Annotated in this window: 14 protein-coding genes; 8 read left to right on the top strand and 6 right to left on the bottom strand. The window is 63.5% G+C overall.

The genetic code is table 11. From position 1 onward, the window contains the following. Nucleotides 1-7 precede the first annotated feature (7 nt). Both atzF and ACNJYB_RS39100 read right to left on the bottom strand, forming a co-directional pair. Nucleotides 8-1,810: an allophanate hydrolase gene (gene atzF / locus ACNJYB_RS39105; protein ID WP_439371799.1), complete on the bottom strand. Its 1,803-nt coding sequence runs from the start codon at nucleotides 1,808-1,810 to the stop codon at nucleotides 8-10. Between the two features lie 193 nt (nucleotides 1,811-2,003). Next, nucleotides 2,004-2,498, bottom strand: coding sequence for a MarR family winged helix-turn-helix transcriptional regulator (locus tag ACNJYB_RS39100; RefSeq protein ID WP_439371798.1), 495 nt, complete (start codon nucleotides 2,496-2,498; stop codon nucleotides 2,004-2,006). Between the two features lie 148 nt (nucleotides 2,499-2,646). On the opposite strand from ACNJYB_RS39100, the gene ACNJYB_RS39095 reads away from it, so the two are divergent. Beyond that, nucleotides 2,647-4,494 (top strand): feruloyl-CoA synthase, encoded by a 1,848-nt coding sequence (locus ACNJYB_RS39095; RefSeq protein ID WP_439371797.1) that lies wholly within the window; start codon nucleotides 2,647-2,649, stop codon nucleotides 4,492-4,494. Nucleotides 4,495-4,904: 410 nt separating this feature from the next. Here ACNJYB_RS39095 and ACNJYB_RS39090 read toward each other — a convergent pair whose 3' ends face one another. Beyond that, the gene (locus ACNJYB_RS39090; protein WP_439371796.1) at nucleotides 4,905-5,411 is read right to left on the bottom strand and encodes a MarR family winged helix-turn-helix transcriptional regulator; all 507 of its coding nucleotides are present in this window, start codon (nucleotides 5,409-5,411) and stop codon (nucleotides 4,905-4,907) included. An 81-nt stretch (nucleotides 5,412-5,492) separates the two neighbouring features. Between ACNJYB_RS39090 and ACNJYB_RS39085 the strand changes: the two genes are divergently transcribed. The 4 genes from ACNJYB_RS39085 (at nucleotide 5,493) to ltrA (ending at nucleotide 10,400) form a co-directional block, all read left to right on the top strand. After that, the gene (locus ACNJYB_RS39085; protein ID WP_439371795.1) at nucleotides 5,493-6,701 is read left to right on the top strand and encodes a cytochrome P450; all 1,209 of its coding nucleotides are present in this window, start codon (nucleotides 5,493-5,495) and stop codon (nucleotides 6,699-6,701) included. A gap of 12 nt (nucleotides 6,702-6,713) precedes the next feature. Beyond that, nucleotides 6,714-7,037: a 2Fe-2S iron-sulfur cluster-binding protein gene (locus ACNJYB_RS39080; RefSeq protein WP_439371794.1), complete on the top strand. Its 324-nt coding sequence runs from the start codon at nucleotides 6,714-6,716 to the stop codon at nucleotides 7,035-7,037. A 52-nt stretch (nucleotides 7,038-7,089) separates the two neighbouring features. Next, nucleotides 7,090-8,301 (top strand): ABC transporter substrate-binding protein, encoded by a 1,212-nt coding sequence (locus ACNJYB_RS39075; protein ID WP_439375758.1) that lies wholly within the window; start codon nucleotides 7,090-7,092, stop codon nucleotides 8,299-8,301. Nucleotides 8,302-9,020: 719 nt separating this feature from the next. Beyond that, nucleotides 9,021-10,400, top strand: coding sequence for a group II intron reverse transcriptase/maturase (ltrA, locus tag ACNJYB_RS39070; RefSeq protein ID WP_439368145.1), 1,380 nt, complete (start codon nucleotides 9,021-9,023; stop codon nucleotides 10,398-10,400). 134 nt (nucleotides 10,401-10,534) lie between these two features. On the opposite strand, the gene ACNJYB_RS39065 is transcribed toward ltrA, so the two are convergent. Next, entirely contained in the window at nucleotides 10,535-11,797 is a 1,263-nt protein-coding gene (locus ACNJYB_RS39065; protein WP_439371793.1) for an NAD(P)/FAD-dependent oxidoreductase, read from the bottom strand. 232 nt (nucleotides 11,798-12,029) lie between these two features. Here ACNJYB_RS39065 and ACNJYB_RS39060 point away from each other — a divergent pair, with 232 nt between their 5' ends. The 3 genes from ACNJYB_RS39060 (at nucleotide 12,030) to ACNJYB_RS39050 (ending at nucleotide 14,144) form a co-directional block, all read left to right on the top strand. After that, nucleotides 12,030-12,941, top strand: a complete 912-nt coding sequence (locus ACNJYB_RS39060) for an IS1595 family transposase (RefSeq protein WP_439371792.1) — start codon at nucleotides 12,030-12,032, stop codon at nucleotides 12,939-12,941. After that, nucleotides 12,938-13,183, top strand: coding sequence for a hypothetical protein (locus tag ACNJYB_RS39055; protein ID WP_439371791.1), 246 nt, complete (start codon nucleotides 12,938-12,940; stop codon nucleotides 13,181-13,183). The genes ACNJYB_RS39060 and ACNJYB_RS39055 overlap by 4 nt, the downstream gene beginning before the upstream one ends. A 466-nt stretch (nucleotides 13,184-13,649) precedes the next feature. After that, complete coding sequence (locus tag ACNJYB_RS39050; protein ID WP_439371790.1) at nucleotides 13,650-14,144, top strand: hypothetical protein; 495 nt, start codon at nucleotides 13,650-13,652, stop codon at nucleotides 14,142-14,144. A gap of 464 nt (nucleotides 14,145-14,608) precedes the next feature. Here the strand turns inward: ACNJYB_RS39050 and ACNJYB_RS39045 are convergent. Both ACNJYB_RS39045 and ACNJYB_RS39040 read right to left on the bottom strand, forming a co-directional pair. Further along, nucleotides 14,609-15,557 (bottom strand): IS630 family transposase gene (locus tag ACNJYB_RS39045; RefSeq protein WP_439368321.1). Its coding sequence is split into 2 segments (ribosomal slippage): nucleotides 14,609-15,220 and nucleotides 15,222-15,557, totalling 948 coding nucleotides; the frame shifts between segments, so codons are not numbered across the junction. A gap of 413 nt (nucleotides 15,558-15,970) precedes the next feature. After that, entirely contained in the window at nucleotides 15,971-17,152 is a 1,182-nt protein-coding gene (locus ACNJYB_RS39040) for an IS91 family transposase (RefSeq protein WP_439375757.1), read from the bottom strand. Between the last annotated feature and the right edge of the window lie 2 nt (nucleotides 17,153-17,154).

Below are 17,154 nucleotides of genomic sequence, written 5' to 3'. Positions count from 1 at the left end.
TCGACGTCTACGCCGTCGCTGCTTCCGCCATGAACTTCCGCCAGCCGCCGTAGCTCGTGATGTCGCGGGCTTCGCCCAGCACTTCCGGCTCGACGAGGAAACCCTTCACGCTGCGCCCATCGGCGAGTCTGATCGTGCCGATCGCCATCGGCGCCGGTATCGCATTCACAAACTTGCCGAACGCAGCCGCCGAGAGCGACCAGATCTCCAGCTCGATCGCAGCGCCCTTGCCGGCCTCGACGCGCAGCATGCCCGGCTTCGGCGGCGTGGTCTGAAGCGCATAGAGCTTGTAGTCCGGCGCAGTCCTTGTCGCCTCGACCAGCTTGCCGCTCAGCGCCTTCAACTCGCCGTTCAACGTCATGCCGGAGAGATGAGCGCCGACCACTGCGATCGGAATCTCGTCGCCGCCGGTCGCAGGCAGCGGCGCGAGCGGTGTTTGCGCCACGTCTTTCGCGCCGACGGTCAGCTTCGTATCCGCATGGAACACGCGCCCGATGCTCGCGAGCAGCGCATCGCGTCCTGCCGGCGCGAGCAGCGTGATGCCGAACGGAATGCCGTCGCTGCGCATCGCTGCCGGGACCGCGAGGCCGCAGAGGTCGAGCAGGTTGACGAAATTGGTGTAGGTGCCGAGCCGGCTGTTGAGCTCGATCGGATTGGCGAGCACCTGCGCGGTCGTGTAGGCGGTCGGGGCGGTCGGCAGCACCAGCGCGTCGATGTTCGCAAACGTGCGCTCGGCGATCTTGCGCAGGCCCTGCAGGCGATAGAGCGCCGAGAAGGTTTCCGCGGCGGTGAGCCGCGCGCCGGCGGCGGTGATCTCGCGCGTGACCGGATGGATTGAGTCAGGTGCCGAGGCGAGCAGGTTCTTGATCACGAGATAGCGCTCGGCGACCCAGGGACCTTCATACAGCAGTCGCGCCGTCTCGTAGAACGGCTCGAGGTCGAACTCGACCAGCGTTGCGCCAAGCGCGGTCCAGCGCTTCAGTGCATCGCCGTAAGCCGCTTCCGCCTTCTTGTCGCCGAAGAAGATCAGCTGCCCATTGCGCGGCACGCCGAGGCGCAAATTCGCGGGGAACGGCGTAAGTGCGCCAAGCGGCCGGTCGCGCGAAAACGGATCGGCCTGGTCCGGTCCGGCCATCACCGACAGCGCGAGCGCGGCGTCGTCCACCGTCAAGGCGAACACCGAGATGCAGTCGAGCGTGCGGCAGGCCGGCACGAGGCCCGCGGTCGAGATCATGCCGAGGCTCGGCTTCAGCCCGACGATGTTGTTGAGCATCGCCGGCACGCGGCCGCTGCCTGCGGTGTCGGTGCCGAGTGACAGCGGGACGAGGCCGGCGCCGACGGCGGTTGCCGATCCCGAGCTCGATCCGCCGGGAATGAGGTCCTCCCGGGTCGCGTTGCGGGGGATGCCGTAGGGCGAGCGCACGCCGACGAGGCCGGTTGCGAACTGGTCGAGATTGGTCTTGCCGATGATGATGGCGCCCCCGGCGCGCAGGCGCTCCACCGCGGTCGAATCATGCGTCGGCGTGTAGGAGAAAGCCGGGCAGGCCGCCGTGGTCGGAAAGCCCAGCGCGTCGATATTGTCCTTCACCGCGACCGGAACGCCATAGAGCGGCAGGTTGGCCGCATTCTGCGTGGCGAGCTTTTCCGCTTGCGCGATCGCGTCCTTCTCCTCGCGCAGGCTGATGAAGACGGCGGGATCGTTGTGGTCGCGGATGCGCTGATAGGTCCGCGCGATCGTCTCGGCGGGCGTCAGCGTGCCCGCGCGATGTGCGGCCACAATCGCGGCGATCGTTTCAGGCTCGGCCCCCATGGCATCCAAACTCCGGCAACATGCTTCACCCGGACGGAAGCAAGCGATGTGCCATTGTGTACAGAATCCGGGCAGGGCACGTGCGCCGGATATTATCGTGGGATCAGTGAGTTGGGGGATATTTCGGCGTCACGGCAGGTGGTCGTGCCAGCGCCCTGTTACGGGCATCTGCATAAAGATTGGGCGGATTGGATCAGGTGAAGCCCGCGAGGATGCGAAGCAGCCGCTCCCGGTTCTCCTTGCCGATCTTGGCCTCGACATTTCGCTCGTGCTCGGCCGCCAGCCGCTTGAACTTCGCCAGCGCGGTGGCGCCCTGCGTGGTGAGGTGCAGCGCGTGGGAGCGCCGGTCCTCCTTCGACTTGATGCGCTTCACCAGCTTGCGCTGTTCGAGGCTGTCGAGCAGGTGCACCAGACGGGCGCGCTCGATGCCAAGGCGCTTTGCCACCGCCATCTGCGACAGGCCCGGATTGGCGCCCACCACCGTCAGCACCGAATATTGCGTTGGCCGGATGTCGACATCGCCGAGCGTCTTGATGAAGTCCTGGAAAATCCAGAGCTGGAAGCGCCGCACCGCATAGCCGGCGTGGCCGACCAGTGCGTCGAGGCCGATTTCGTCGTCGTCATTGCGTCGCACTGCGCCGTTGCCGGATCGTTGACGCGGGGACGTCAGGGCTGCGTTGGCTGTCACGTTGTGTCTCCTGCCGCGGAACCATAGCGTCTCGACAGCCACAGCGAAAGATTGTTGTTGACGACAACAATTGTCATGCCCGACATTATGGCCAAAGCAGTCCGGAACGAGGCTGCGGCCGACCGCTGATACGGGGGAGGAGGGAACCATGACAAGCGCCGCTCGCGGTGAAGCTTCGAACCTGTTCGCAGCGCCCAACACGGTCGCGGAGCATCGCGCGGACGGCACCATCGTGCTGCGTTCGCCCGAGCCTCTGCGCGAAAGCGCGCGGTGCATCGGCGACTGGCTGGAGCAATGGGCGCGGCAAACGCCCGACACGATCTTCCTCGCTGAACGCGGCAATGTTGATGCGCCATGGACCACCGTCACCTACGCGCAGGCGCTGCGGCGGGTGCGCGGGACGGCGTCGTGGATCCTCGCGCAAGGCCTCAGCGCGGAGCGCCCGCTCGCGATCCTCTCCGACAACAGCATCGACCACGCACTGCTCGCGCTTGCCGCCCAGCATGTCGGCGCGCCCTCGGCGGCGATCTCCCCGGCCTACTCGCTGATGTCGAAAGATTTCGACAAGCTCAAGAGCATGATCGCGCTGCTGGAGCCCGGCGCAATCTATGTCTCCGCGACCAAGCCGTTTGCGGCAGCGCTCGCTGCGATCAAGCCGCTGCACCGGGCGCCTATCATCAGCGGCAATGCGGATGACGCCGATGCGCTGGCCTTCCGCACTGTTGCGGCAACGCCGGAGAGTCCGGAAGTCGCAAAGGCCTTCGCTGCGATCACGCCTGATACGATTGCAAAATTCCTGTTCACGTCGGGCTCGACCGGCACGCCCAAGGCCGTCATCAACACCCAGCGCATGCTGACCTCGAGCCAGCAGGCCAAGGCGCAGACCTGGACATTTCTCGAGCGCAGCCGCGACCTCGTCATCCTTGACTGGCTCCCCTGGAGCCATACGTTCGGCGCCAATCACAATTTCAACCTCGTGCTGCGCAATGGCGGCTCGCTCTATATCGACGGCGGCAAGCCCGCGCCCGGCCTGTTTGCGACCTCACTCGCCAATCTGAAAAGCGTGATGCCGACGGTCTATTTCAACGTGCCGCGCGGCTTCGACATGCTGATCGGGGCGCTGCGCGGCGACGAGCAACTGCGTCGCCGCTTCTTCAGCGAGGTCAAATTCGCGTTCTATGCCGGCGCGGCGCTGCCGCAGAATCTCTGGGATGCGCTCGAGCAGCTCTCCGTCGAGACTGTCGGCCGGGCGCTTCCGATGGTCTCGGCCTGGGGATCGACCGAAACCTCGCCGCTCGCCACCGACTGTCATTTCCTGGCCGAGCGCTCCGGCAATATCGGCGTGCCGATTCCCGGCACCGAGCTGAAGCTCGTTAGGTCAGCCGACAAGCTGGAGGTGCGGGTGCGCGGTCCCAACGTCACGCCGGGCTATTGGAAGGCGACCGAGCTGACGAAGCAGGCGTTCGACGAGGAGGGGTTTTATCGCATCGGCGATGCGGTGAAGCTTGCCGATCGCGAACGGCCGGAGCGCGGCCTGTTCTTCGACGGGCGCGTCGCGGAGGACTTCAAGCTCAATTCCGGCACCTGGGTCAGTGTCGGTACGCTACGCGTTGCCGGCATCGCCGCGCTGGCGCCGCTCGCGCAGGACATCGTCGTGTCGGGCCACGGCGGCGACGAGGTGCGCTTCCTGGTGTTTCCGAACATCGGGGCCTGCCGCGCTCATGCGGACCTGCCCGAGACGGCAGCGGTGAGCGATGTGCTGGCGCATGGCAAGGTCCGCAGCGCGATCGCTCAGGGTCTCGCAAGACTGAAGCAGCAGAGCGCAAACTCCTCCGGCCACGCCACGCGCGCGTTGCTGCTCGCCGAGCCGCCATCGGTCGACGGCGGCGAGATCACCGACAAGGGCTACATCAACCAGCGCGCCGTGCTGACGCGGCGCGCTGAGGCGGTGGCCCGACTGAACGACGATGCGTCGGGGGAGTGGATCGGGCTGTAGCCGCTGGTAGATCTAGTCGGAGTAAGGCCACGCTCAGTCCACCCGTCATTGCGAGCGCAGCGAATCAATCCAGAATCCCACCGTGGAAAGACTCTGGATTGCTTCGCGGCGCTCGCAATGACGGAGAATGGTCGACGGCCTCGTGCCAAGAGGGACTATCCCCCGCCCCACCCTCTCCCCGTAAGAACGGGGAGAGGGAATGAAGGGCCCCCAACTACGGCAGCCAACCTGTCACGATATATTTTGTTGCCTAAGCAACTAATTTGTGCGAACCGTTCTGGTGAAGGTCGACGGTGGAAGAACTGCCGCGGCCGCTCTCGGAGGAAACAATGCTTGGCAGGAGAGGTGCCGCGGGCAAACGCGGGCGCATGGCTGACAGTGGCGGTGCGAATCGCGCGCGGCGCGGCGCGTCAGGTGTAGCTGCCGTCCGTCACCGCGCCGAGATTCTCGTGCAGCCGGCGAAGCAGGTCGATCAGCACCTCGCGCTCGTCCTTGCTCAGGCAGGACAACAGGCGCCGCTCACGCTCGAACGCTGCCACGATCACCTTGTCATGGGTGGCGCGGCCCCTCGCGGTCAGGGAGATCGAATGGGTGCGGCCGTCATTGGGGTCGGTGCGGATCGAGATCAGCCCGCGCTTCTCGAGGCCCGCCAGCGTCCGGCTCACCGGACCCTTGTCGAAGCCGATGACGTGGCAGATGCGCGAGGCGGGAATGCCGGGCTCGATCGCCAGCAGCGACATGATCCGCCATTCCGTGACGTTGACGCCGAACTGCTTCTGGTAGAATGCGGTCGCGCTGTTCGAGAGCTTGTTGGCGATGAAGGTGATGAACGCCGGCACGTAACGCTCGAGGTCGAGCGTCGGCCCAGCATCCGTGGGCGCGGGCTTCTGGCGGGCTCTGGTCGAGGACGGCGGCATATCGGTACTGACTCGCGGCGTGCCGAAAGACCTAAGGGCATGCGCCGCCCTTTCACAAGATCAAAATGAGGGAGGACTTCAATGAGCGCACCCGGCTCCGCCGTATCAGGCGTCCCGCATCTCGACGTCGACCCCTTCGACATGAAGTTTTTCGCCGACCCCTATCCCACCCATGAGCTGCTGCGGGAGGCGGGGCCGGTGGTCTATCTCGATAAATGGAAGGTCTACGGTGTGGCGCGCTATGCCGAGGTCCATGCCGTGCTGAACGATCCTGCCACCTTCTGCTCCAGCCGCGGCGTCGGCCTGTCAGACTTCAAGAAGGAGACGCCCTGGCGGCCGCCAAGCCTGATCCTGGAGGCCGATCCCCCCGCGCACACCCGCACCCGCGCGGTGCTGTCGAAGGTTCTGTCGCCGACGGTGATGAAGCAGGTGCGGGACCGTTTTGCCGCGGCGGCTGAGGAGCGGGTCGATGCGCTGCTGCAGAAGCGCAGCTTTGATGCGATCACCGACCTGGCCGAGGCCTATCCGCTGTCGATATTTCCCGATGCGCTCGGGCTGAAGGCCGAAGGCCGCGAGCATCTGATTCCCTATGCCAGCGTCGTATTCAACGCCTTCGGGCCGCCCAACCAGCTCCGCCAGGAGGCGATCGAACGTTCGATGCCGCACCAGGCCTATGTCGCCGAGCAATGCCAGCGCGAGAACCTCGCGGCGGGCGGCTTTGGCGCCTGCATTCATGCGCAGGTCGACGAGGGCGCCATCACGGCCACCGAGGCGCCGCTATTGGTGCGCTCGCTGCTGTCGGCCGGTCTCGATACCACCGTCAATGGCATCGGCGCGGCGGTCTATTGTCTCGCACGCTTCCCCGATCAGTGGCAGCGCCTGCGCAGCGATCCCTCGCTGGCGCGGGGCGCCTTCGAGGAGGCGGTGCGGTTCGAGAGCCCCGTGCAGACCTTCTTCCGCACCACGACGCGCGAGGTCGAGCTGTCAGGCGCGCGGATCGGCGAGGGCGAGAAGGTGCTGATGTTTCTTGCTGCTGCCAATCGCGATCCCAGGCGCTGGGACAACCCTGACAGCTACGACGTCACGCGCCGCACCTCCGGCCATGTCGGCTTCGGCTCCGGCATCCACATGTGTGTCGGCCAACTCGTCGCCCGCCTCGAAGGCGAGGTGATGCTGACGGCGCTGGCCCGCCGCATCTCGAAGATCGAGATCACGGGCCAGCCGAAGCGCCGCTTCAACAACACGCTGCGCGGGCTCGACAGCCTGCCTGTCACCATCACCCCGGCCTGACGAGGAGCTTTGATGCCCGCTATCACCTTCATTCATCCCGACGGCAAGTCCGACCGTATCGAGACCGCAGGCGGCGAGACCGCCATGCAGGCCGCGACCCGTCGCGGCCTCGACCGCATCCTCGCCGAGTGCGGCGGCAACGCCATGTGCGCGACCTGCCACGTCTATGTCGACGAGAGCTGGCTCGCGCGCCTGCCTGCGATGGCCGACGACGAGGACGCGCTGCTCGACGGCACCGCCGCCGAACGGCGGCCGAACAGCCGGCTGTCCTGTCAGATCAACATCACGCCTGAACTCGATGGGCTCGTGCTGCGTCTGCCGGAGCGGCAGGTCTGAAACTTCGATCGTGCCGGCAACGACCGGCAATCAGCAAGCAGGGGAGGGAATGATGAAGCATCTGAAGTGGTCGCTCGCGCTGGCCGCGAGCCTGGTGACCGGTGCGGCGAGTGCCGAGATATCGGACAACGTCGTGCGCATCGGCGTGCTCAACGACATCTCGGGCATCTTCCAGGACACCAACGGAATGGGCTCGGTCGAGGCCGCGCGCATGGCCGCGGAGGACTTCAACGGCGGGGCTAAGGGCATCAAGGTCGAGATCGTCTATGCCGATCACCAGAACAAGGCCGATGTCGGCAACGCCATCGCGCGCAAATGGCTCGATGTCGAAGGCGTCGATGCGATCGTCGACGTGCCGAATTCGGCGGTCGGCCTCTCCATCAACACGCTGCTGCGCGACAGCCGGATGACGTTCCTGGCCTCGTCGACGGCAAGCTCCGATCTCACCGGCAAGGCGTGCTCGCCGAACACGATCCAGTGGGTCAATGACGCCTGGGCGACCGGCAACACGACCGCAGCCGCAATGATGTCGCGCGGCGGCAAGGACTGGTATTTTCTGACGGTCGACTACGCCCTCGGCAAGGGCATCGAGGCGGAGGCGCAAAAATACATCGAGGCGCATGGCGGCAAGGTGCTCGGCTCGTCGAAGCATCCGCTCGGCACGTCCGATTTCGCGTCGTTCCTGCTGCAGGCGCAAAGCTCGAAGGCGCAGGTGATCGGGCTTGCCAATGCCGGTGGCGACACCATCAATGCGGTGAAGCAGGCCGCCGAGTTCGGCATCCAGCAGAGCGGGCAGAAGCTCGTCGCCTTCCTGCTGTTCATCAACGACATCCACGGGATGGGGATCAAGGTTGCCCAAGGCCTCCAGCTCATGGAAGCCTTCTACTGGGACATGAACGACGATACCCGCGCGTTTGCAAAACGCTTTGCCGCACGTCCCGGCATGAACGGCAAGATGCCGAGCGGCAACCAGGCCGGCGTCTATGCTTCCACGCTCGCCTATCTCAATGCGGTTGCGGCCACCGGCAGCGACCATGCCAGGGATGCCGTCCCCGAGATGAAGAAGTTCAAGGGCAAGGACAAGCTGTTCGGCGACACCACGATCCGCCAGGACGGCCGCGTCGTGCATCCCATGTACCTGTTCGAGGTGAAGAAGCCGGAGGAGTCGAAATACCCCTACGACTATTACAAGCTGGTCTCGACCATTCCCGCGGACCAGGCGTTCCGCCCGCTGGCGGAGGGCGGGTGCGAACTGGTGAAGTAGCTGTTGCCGCGAGGGCCGCTGCACCCTCTCGCCTCTCCCCGCCTGCCGGGAGAGGCCGACGCGCTCCGAGCGATGCGGAGCATCGTCCGGTGCGTGGCGGGTTAGGGGGAGCTTCCAGATGTTTGCCGGAACGTCGATCTTTCGACACGTCATCGCGAGCGCCGCGAAGCAATCTAGAATCCCACCGCGGAGAGGCTCTGGATTGCTTGTGCGCCAGGCAAGCTGGCGTGGTCCAACCGGTGGAAGTCCGGTCCGGGTAAGCGGTAGCGAGCGCCCGGTAGTGAGTGTTGCGTGGCCGTCGGCAACGGCGGCTGCGAAGCGTACACAACGATGCTGTGGGGTGGGCTATTGAGCCGCGAAAGACAGAAACTCGCAGAGGCCGAGCCGGTAAGCAACGTCGAAGGCAACATGTGCGGCGCCGTTATGCGAGGCGCTGACGCTCTGCCGTGGTCGAAGACCCCATCACGCAGCAAAGGACCGCGTCGGAACCTGGGAGGTCCCGCATCTGACCGATGGCAACATGCCCCCAAGGTCCGCATCGGGAAGGCGAGGAGCCAAAGCCGATGACGAACGGATGCGGGAAGTCGGACGCGGCCGTAGTAGCGTCGAAGCCTGCGAACGAAGCGGAGCGATCCGCGGAGGAGTTGGTGGAGCGAAGGGCCGCGACCAAGGGGAATGCGGACCAGCAAAGCACGCCCCGGACGCCGAGCCGGACAAGCGTGACACAGGCGTTGGAACGCATACGGCGAACTGCAAGGGAAAGGAAGAAGGAGAGGTTCACTGCGCTGCTTCACCACATCACGCCTGAACTGCTCGAGGCGGAGTTCTTCGCGCTGAAGAAGCATGCCGCGCCGGGTGTGGACGGAATGATGTGGCGGGACTACGAGCAAGACCTCAAGGCCAATCTTGAGGACCTGCATGCTCGTGTTCACCGGGGAGCGTACCGGCCGCAGCCGTCGCGGCGGGTCCATATCCCGAAGCAGGATGGGCGGCAGCGACCGCTGGCGATTGCGTCCCTCGAGGACAAGATCGTTCAGCGGGCAACCGCTACGGTGCTCAACGCGATCTACGAGGAGGACTTCCTCGGGTTCTCGTATGGGTTCCGGCCCGGGCGCAGCGCGCACGATGCGATGGATGCGCTGCTGGTCGGAATCGAGAGCCGGCGGGTGAACTTCATTGTTGACGCCGATATCCGCTCGTTCTTCGACATGGTGGACCAGGAATGGCTCATCCGCTTCGTCGAACATCGGACCGGCGACCAGCGTATCATCCGTCTGATCCGCAAATGGCTCAAGGCGGGTGTTCTCGAAGAAGGAACGGTCAGGGTCAGCGAACAGGGGACGGCACAAGGGGCGGTGATCTCGCCGCTGCTTGCCAACATCTACCTGCACTATGCCCTCGATCTGTGGGCCGAACGCTTCAGACGGCGCGAGGCCGCGGGCGACATGATCATCGTGCGCTACGCTGACGACTTCATCGTCGGCTTCGAGCATGAGAATGAGGCCCGGCACTTCCTCGAAGAATTGCGCAAACGGCTGCAGGAGTTCGCGCTGTCACTGCACCCTGAGAAAACCCGGCTGATCGAGTTCGGACGTCATGCGGAGGACAACCGCAGGCGGCGCGGGCTCGGCAAGCCGGAGACCTTCAACTTCCTCGGCTTCACCTTCATCTGCAGCCGATCCAAGCAAGGCAAGTTCCAGATCAGGCGCAAGTCTCGCAAAGACCGCATGCGGGCGAAACTGCAAGCCGTGAAGCAGGGAATGCGACGGCGTATGCACCAGTCGGTGCTCGAACAGGGCAAATGGCTGCGGCAGGTCGTTACCGGGTACTTCAACTACCACGCGGTACCGACCAACAGCCGAGCGCTCAGCGCCTTCCGCTACTTCGTCACCGAACAATGGAGGCGGATGCTTCGGCGCCGCAGCCAGATTGACGGGACCACGTGGCAGCGGGTCGCGCGGCTTGCCTCCGACTTGCTCCCCAAGCCACAAATCCTCCATCCTTGGCCCCGAACACGCTTCACCGCTACTCACCCGAGGTGGGAGCCGTATGCGGGAAAGCCGCACGTACGGATCTGTGCGGGGGGCGCCCAGCAATGAGCGTCCCTACCGCGACCGCTGCGCTCGCAATGACGATGGGGAAATATCGATGAACTCAACTCTCACTGTCTCGGCGGAGAGAGCCCCTCACCCTGCCCCTCTCCCCGTAAGAACGGGGAGAGGGGGCAGGCGTCCTACGCCACCTTGCTCGATCCCTGCGTGATCAGCCGCGCCGCGCGCTGGTCTCGCGCGTAGATCCAGAGCCAGCTCAGCGCAACGCTGAGACGGTGGCGGAGGCCGATCAGGAAGTAGATGTGGGCGATGCCCCAGATCCACCACGCGATGGTGCCGCGCAGCCGCACCTTGCCGAAATCGATGATCGCGAGGCGCTTGCCGATCTGCGCGAGGTTGCCGGAATGCTTGTAGCGGAACGGACCCGTCGCAGCGCCGCGCAGCCGTGCCTTGATGGTTTCCGCGACATGTCGTCCCTGCTGCTTGGCCGCCGGTGCGATGCCGGGCACCGGCCTGCCGTCCCAGGCGTTGATGCTGACGGTATCGCCGATCGCGAAGATCTCGGGATGGCCGGGAATCGTCAGGTCAGCCTCGACCTGCACACGCCCGGCGCGATCGCTAGGTGCACCGAGCCATTCGGCCGCGGGCGAGGCGCGCACGCCGGCGGCCCAGATCCTCGTCTTCGCCTCCAGCAGCTTGCCGCCGAACACGACGCCCTCGCGGTTGATCTCGGTGACGGCCCGCCCGAGCACGACCTCGACGCCGATCTTTTCCAGCGAGGCCTGCGCATAGGCCGACAGCTCGTCGGGAAAGCCGGCGAGTACGCGCGGGCCGGCCTCGATCAGCACCACGCGCGCCTTGTGGGTGTCGATGTTGCGGAAATCGGCGGGCAAAGTGTGATGCGCCATCTCGGCGATGGTGCCGGCGAGTTCGACGCCGGTCGGGCCGGCGCCGACGATGACGAAGGTCAGCCGCGCGGCGCGCCGCTTCGGATCGGTCTCGCGCTCGGCGCGCTCGAACGCCACCAGGATGTGCCGGCGCAGCGTGGTCGCATCCTCCAGCGTCTTCAGGCCCGGCGCCCATGCCTCCCACTCGTCATGGCCGAAATAGGCGTGCCGCGCGCCGGTCGCGAGCACCAAGGTGTCGTAGGGCACTTCGCTGCCGTCGTCGATCAGCACGCAGCGCCTGTCCGCATCGACCCCGCCCACCGTCGCAAATAGCGTCGTCACCTCGCGTCGGTCGCGCATGAGATGGCGGATCGGCCAGGCGATCTCGCTGGTCGCGAGCGAGGCGGTCGCGACCTGGTAGAGCAGCGGCTGAAACAGATGGTGGTTGCGGCGGTCGATCAGCGTGATCTCGACCGGGGCACCCGCAAGTCGGTAGGTGGCTTCCAACCCGCCGAAGCCGGCGCCGACGATGACGACGCGATGGGGATTTGCGGCCATGATGCACCTCGAATCTCGCTAGCTGCTCACCCTCATTTAAGTGCGGATCCGGCGCTGCGGTCCAATAGTCGTCATCAATCGCGGCATAGGCGCGGTTTATCGAACTGGCGCGAAAAAGCGCCGCAGGCTTGGCGCGGCCTTGGCCGAGTTAAGTAGCATTATAATGGGACCTATATACCAGTTGACACTAAACTAAAATGCAGTATGATTGGCCGCATTGAGGGAGTCAGCCATGTTGACGCAGTTCAAGACCCTGACCGACCTGATGATCGCCTTTCAGGACCCGCAGACTGCGATTGACCACTTCACTGCGATCCGCTGGCCGGAAGGCGCGGTTTGCCCCTACTGCGATTGCCAGAAGGCTTACACCCTCAGCCGTAAGAACAAGTTTCGTTGCTCGGACTGCCTGCGCAACTTCTCGGTGACGGTCGGCACCATTTTCGAGGATACCAAGCTCCCGCTGCGCATTTGGTTCGGCGCCATCTGGCTCATCACCAACCACCCAAAGGGCATTGCCTCGACCACGCTGGCGCGGGACTTGGGGATTACTCAGAAGTCAGCCTGGTTCGTGCTTCATCGCCTCCGTCATGCCGCGCGCACCCGCTCGTTCAACAAACCGCTCGATGGCATGGTTGAAGTGGATGAGACATACGTCGGAGGCAAAGCGATCAATCGCCACAAGCGCCGCAGCGGTACTCAGGGCGGCCCGAAGGATAAGACCCCGGTCATCGGCGCCGTTGAGCGCGACGGCGAAGTTGTCGCAAAGGTTCTGCCTATCGCGAACAAAAGCACGATGCACGCGTTCCTCAACGACACTGTCGCAAAGGATGCCGCGATGCTGGCGACCGATGCCCATCCCGTCTACCAGCGCCTTGAGGGTTATCAGAACCACCAAATCGTCAACCATCTGAAGGGCGAGTACAAGCGCGGCGAGGCTCACACCAACGGCATCGAAAGTGTGTGGGCACTTCTCAAGCGCCAGATCGTCGGCACCCATCACTGGGTCAGCGAAAAGCATCTGCAAAAGTACGTGCAGGAAATGACTTGGCGCCTCAACCGGCGTAGCCTGTCGCCCGCTGATCGCATGAATGATCTGTTTGAATGCGTTGCCGGCGCGCTGCCGTACAAGGTACTGATCTCGTGAAAAAGCCGAAGATACGAAGCGAACCGCCAGAGCCGCCGTTCGGCCTCGACATGCCATTTGATGAAGCGCTGAAGCGGTTCATTCAAGCCGATCCGAAGGAAGTAGAAGCAAACGTAAAGCGTGCTAAAAAGAAGAAGCCGCCGGGGGGAAAGGGGAAAGCTCCCTCCGACGGCGATGTTGATCAGAAAGCCGTAGTTTCGTTACGCGACAGACGGATGTCGAAACGGAATTACGGTCGCTGACTTCCGGCTGGTCTTACGTCGGCGCCAATGACCGCGAACGTGTTGGATTACTCCATCACGGACACGGTAGTAGGTGTCGACGTAGATCCATTTCGGGGCCGAAGCGTCCATTTGATACCTCATGATTGAGGCACTTGAGCCCGTCCGGGCGGAACGCTATATTGCCCGGACGCGGTTGAGGGGTGCCCTGTGCAAAAGGCCCCTCAACCCGGAACTGAACATCAGCCCTTTACGTGTTGAAGCCACGTAAGGGGCTGTATGCGTTCAGACGCCCAGTTCCCCTTGTACGCCGGAATCATCCCCCACTCAAGAGGCCACTCGTATCCGGAAGATTACGGGATATGCCGGAAATTTACGGCATCGATTTAGTTAAAGGATTCTTAACAAAGAAGGTTAACGGAATCCTCCGATTGCGGAAACCGCAAGCCTGTATTACAGTGTCCTACAGACACGATGGGGTCGCGAAATGGATCAAGCATTAGATAAAGCATTGAAAAGACGGCTTGAATTGGAAAAAGAGCTTCGTCGCCTGAACGAATTCATCCACATGTATCACGAGCTGACTGGAACTGACCCCGATGAAGTCCGTCAAGAGAATCTTGCACGGGTGATGATCGGTAGCCCCGTTAGCAAGGCTGACCTTGACCGAATGGCCGCTAGCCACGCGTCGCGGCTGCGTGGTCGGCCTGCTGATTTTGCCCAGATCATGCAAGACGTTCTGAAAGAAGCCGGGCGACCGCTACAGCGGGGAGATTTGGTCGAGGAGGTGGAGAAGCGCGGGCATTCGATCCCGAGCACCGACAAGCCGCGCTATCTTGGGACTATTCTCTGGCGTCATCAGGACGTGTTCGAAAGCCATGAGGGCAAGGGGTATTGGCTCAAGAACGTCCCTTTGCCAGATGAGCCAGAATTGCTGGGCGGCGATGGTTGGACGCACGGTAGTTCGGTGGACCTGAAATAGACCGCGTGCAGGTACCTGCACGACAGCGGAATAACGAAAAGCCCCGCCTCTTGCGAGACGGGGCTTATTTCGAGGCCGGTCCAGCGCTCCGCGCGCGGTGAGCAGGAACCCGGCCCCACAGGTCCCCGGGGGGATGGTCTAGATATAGAGGCTACCGATAACAGCCACAAGACGCGGAACCGTTAACGATTCAAAAGAAATCAGGTTCCCATCGCATGTCTTAGTCCTGCTTCAATAAGCGCCAAATCCGCAGGCTTTAGGGTTTCCATGGAATACCTGGGATGGGTTCGGTGGCGACGGACGGATACTCGGTCCAAGCGATCATGAGAAACGCTCATGACCGCAGAGCAAATCGCCCAAGTCTCGACCGTCAAGCATTCATATGTCCTTGCATTAAAAGGAATATCCGCTGGCGTTAGATGCCGGTTCGGATCAGTCGCGGAAAAGGGAACGACTAGAGCGTTTCACATTTTGATTGAAGCATAACCGGCGCTGGCGAAGTAGTTGGCGCATTCGCGAGGCTGGATGTCTTGGACGAGGTGACCGATATGGCGCCAAGTCTCCTCGATTGAGCGCTTCTGAGCTTGCCGCATCCAGTGTTTGATCTTGGAGAAGGCCTGTTCGATTGGGTTGAGGTCGGGCGAGTATGGCGGCAGGTACCAGAGTCTGGCGCCAGCAGCCTTGATCATTTGCCTGACGGCTTTCGACTTATGGCTTCCGAGATTGTCGAGAATGACGATGTCGCCTTCACGCAGGGTTGGCAGGAGAATGTGCTTTACGTAACCACGGAAGCATTCACCGTTGATCGGGCCATCGAAGACGCAGGGTGCCGTGAGTTGGTCATGGCGGAGCGCGCCGAGGAATGTGAGGGTACGCCAGTGACCGTGCGGAGCGAAGCCGCGCAGGCGCGCCCCTTTGGGTCCCCAGCCTCGCAAAGGGGCCATGTTGGTCTTGATCCAGGTCTCATCGATGAAGACGAGCCGGCCCGGATCGAGCCCGGCCTGCCAGGCTCGCCAACGCAAGCGCCTACGAGAGACGTCGGCGCGAGCCTGTTCGAGGGCGAACAGTGTTTTTTTTGAACCGCAGCCCTTCCCGGCGCAGGAACAGCCAGACCGCATTGTGTGAGACCTTGACCCCACGGGCTGCCAGTTCCGCCTTCAGACCATGCAGCGTCAGGTGCGGCGTCTGAGTGATCCGCTCGACGATGAAGGCGCGGTGCGGATCAAGCACAGGCTTGCGGTGACCACCCATCTTGCCAGGCGCTACCGAGCCGGTCGTTCGATAACGCTGTGACCACTTCACAACTGACGAGACAGCAACGCCAAACCGTTCCGCCACAGATCGGCAGCTCTCACCTTTGGCAACAGCGGATACCGCACGCTTACGCAAATCGTTGGAAATTGGTCGGACCATCGGATGCTGGCCTCCAGCCCAGCCAGCATCTTGAATCATATTCGTCCCAGACCCGGAATCTTGAGGGTTCTGTGAGGTCGCGTGGCAGGCGCGAGCCGCGCGCTCTGTGGTGCGTGCGACCTCATAGAAGCCGGATTGAACGAAGCTGCGGAGTTGTGGGCGCTATGGGAATAGTGCAGCGGGTGCGGCTGCGGGGAACGCTCGCCTGTGGTCGCCGCGCGTCCGCGAGTCATTCATCGGATGTGAGGGGCCCGATTGATCGGGCCAAGGGCGCGATCCAGCGAGCGATTTGCAGCGCTGGGATGCGCTACCGAACGATTGGCGGGGTGTTCGGTGACGAGCGCGGCCACGGCGACTTCGGACGTTGCCACCAAGAAGGTGATTACGGAAGGGGTGGATGGTACAGACGCTGGTCATGACGTATCACAATGAAACGGCTGGTCGCGCGCGCAGGCTCGCGGGACGATATCGACGCGCCGCATGGTGCCGCCACAATGCGGGCAGACGGGGATCTCGCATTTGGTGAGGGGATCGGCGCCGGCTTCTTGATCAGTCGGAGCGTTGCGGACAGCAAGGAGTTGACGGCAGAAAGCGATTTTATCGTTGCGTCCGCCATTGGCGAGGAAACCATAGTGGCGGATGCGGTGGAAGCTGTCCGGCAGGGTGTGCAGGAGAAAGCGACGAATGAACTCATCGGCCTTAAGCGTCATCACTTTGGTTTTACGATTCTGCCGATAGTCCTTCCAGGCAAAGCTCACCTTGCCGTCGGCAAGCGAGATCAGCCTACTGTTGGCGATGGCGACGCGATGCGTATAGCGGCCGAGATAAGCCAGCACCTGTTCGGGCCCACCGAATGGCGGCTTGGCATAGACGACCCAGTCGGTCCATCGAAGTTGAGCGAGGCGCTCGGCGAATGCGGCGGGATCGGCGAGACGGGCGAGATCGCCAAAGAAGCCCAACTGGCCAGCCGCGAAGGCAGCTTGCAGCTCTTGCAGAAACAGGCGGCGGAACAGCCTGGAGAGGACGCGCACCGGCAGGAAGAAGCCGGGCCGGCAAGCGACCCAGTGTGTGCCGTCGAGTGAAGGTCCACCACCAGGCACGACGCAGTGGATATGCGGATGGTGTTGCAGGGTTTGACCCCAAGTATGGAGGACGGCGGTCAGACCGAGCGGAGCGCCGAGATGCTTGGGGTCGGCCGCGATGGTGGTGAGCGTCTCGGCCGCGCAGCGGAACAGAATGGCATAGACCACCGCCTTGTTCTGGAAAGCAATCTCTCTGGCCGGCGCCGGCAAGGTGAAGACGACGTGGAAGTATGGCACGGGAAGGAGTTCGGATTGTCGCTCGGCAAGCCATTGCGCGCGCGCCGAGCCTTGGCACTTCGGGCAATGCCGATTGCGACAGGAGTTGTAGGCGATCCGGGTGGCACCGCAGTCGTCGCATTGCTCGATGTGGCCGCCAAGCACAGCCGTCCGGCATGCCGTGATCGCGCCCATGACGCGCCGCTCGACGCGGCCCAGATGTCCGGCACGAGCTTGCCGAAACGCTTCGCCGTGGCGGCGGAAGATATCCGCCACTTCCAGAACTGGAGTCATCAGGT

Source organism: Bradyrhizobium sp. SMVTL-02 (assembly GCF_051853005.1).
Classification (GTDB): domain Bacteria; phylum Pseudomonadota; class Alphaproteobacteria; order Rhizobiales; family Xanthobacteraceae; genus Bradyrhizobium.
The sequence above is the reverse complement of the archived record's forward strand: the minus strand, read 5'-3'. Positions and strand labels throughout refer to the sequence as shown.

What these genes read in the sequence shown, in the direction of transcription:
- atzF (WP_439371799.1), bottom strand. Translation starts at nt 1,810, where the DNA reads ATGGGGGCCGAGCCTGAAACGATCGCCGCGATTGTGGCCGCACATCGC.
- ACNJYB_RS39095 (WP_439371797.1), top strand. Translation starts at nt 2,647, where the DNA reads ATGACAAGCGCCGCTCGCGGTGAAGCTTCGAACCTGTTCGCAGCGCCC.
- ACNJYB_RS39090 (WP_439371796.1), bottom strand. Translation starts at nt 5,411, where the DNA reads ATGCCGCCGTCCTCGACCAGAGCCCGCCAGAAGCCCGCGCCCACGGAT.
- ACNJYB_RS39085 (WP_439371795.1), top strand. Translation starts at nt 5,493, where the DNA reads ATGAGCGCACCCGGCTCCGCCGTATCAGGCGTCCCGCATCTCGACGTC.
- ACNJYB_RS39080 (WP_439371794.1), top strand. Translation starts at nt 6,714, where the DNA reads ATGCCCGCTATCACCTTCATTCATCCCGACGGCAAGTCCGACCGTATC.
- ACNJYB_RS39075 (WP_439375758.1), top strand. Translation starts at nt 7,090, where the DNA reads ATGAAGCATCTGAAGTGGTCGCTCGCGCTGGCCGCGAGCCTGGTGACC.
- ACNJYB_RS39065 (WP_439371793.1), bottom strand. Translation starts at nt 11,797, where the DNA reads ATGGCCGCAAATCCCCATCGCGTCGTCATCGTCGGCGCCGGCTTCGGC.
- ACNJYB_RS39060 (WP_439371792.1), top strand. Translation starts at nt 12,030, where the DNA reads ATGTTGACGCAGTTCAAGACCCTGACCGACCTGATGATCGCCTTTCAG.
- ACNJYB_RS39050 (WP_439371790.1), top strand. Translation starts at nt 13,650, where the DNA reads ATGGATCAAGCATTAGATAAAGCATTGAAAAGACGGCTTGAATTGGAA.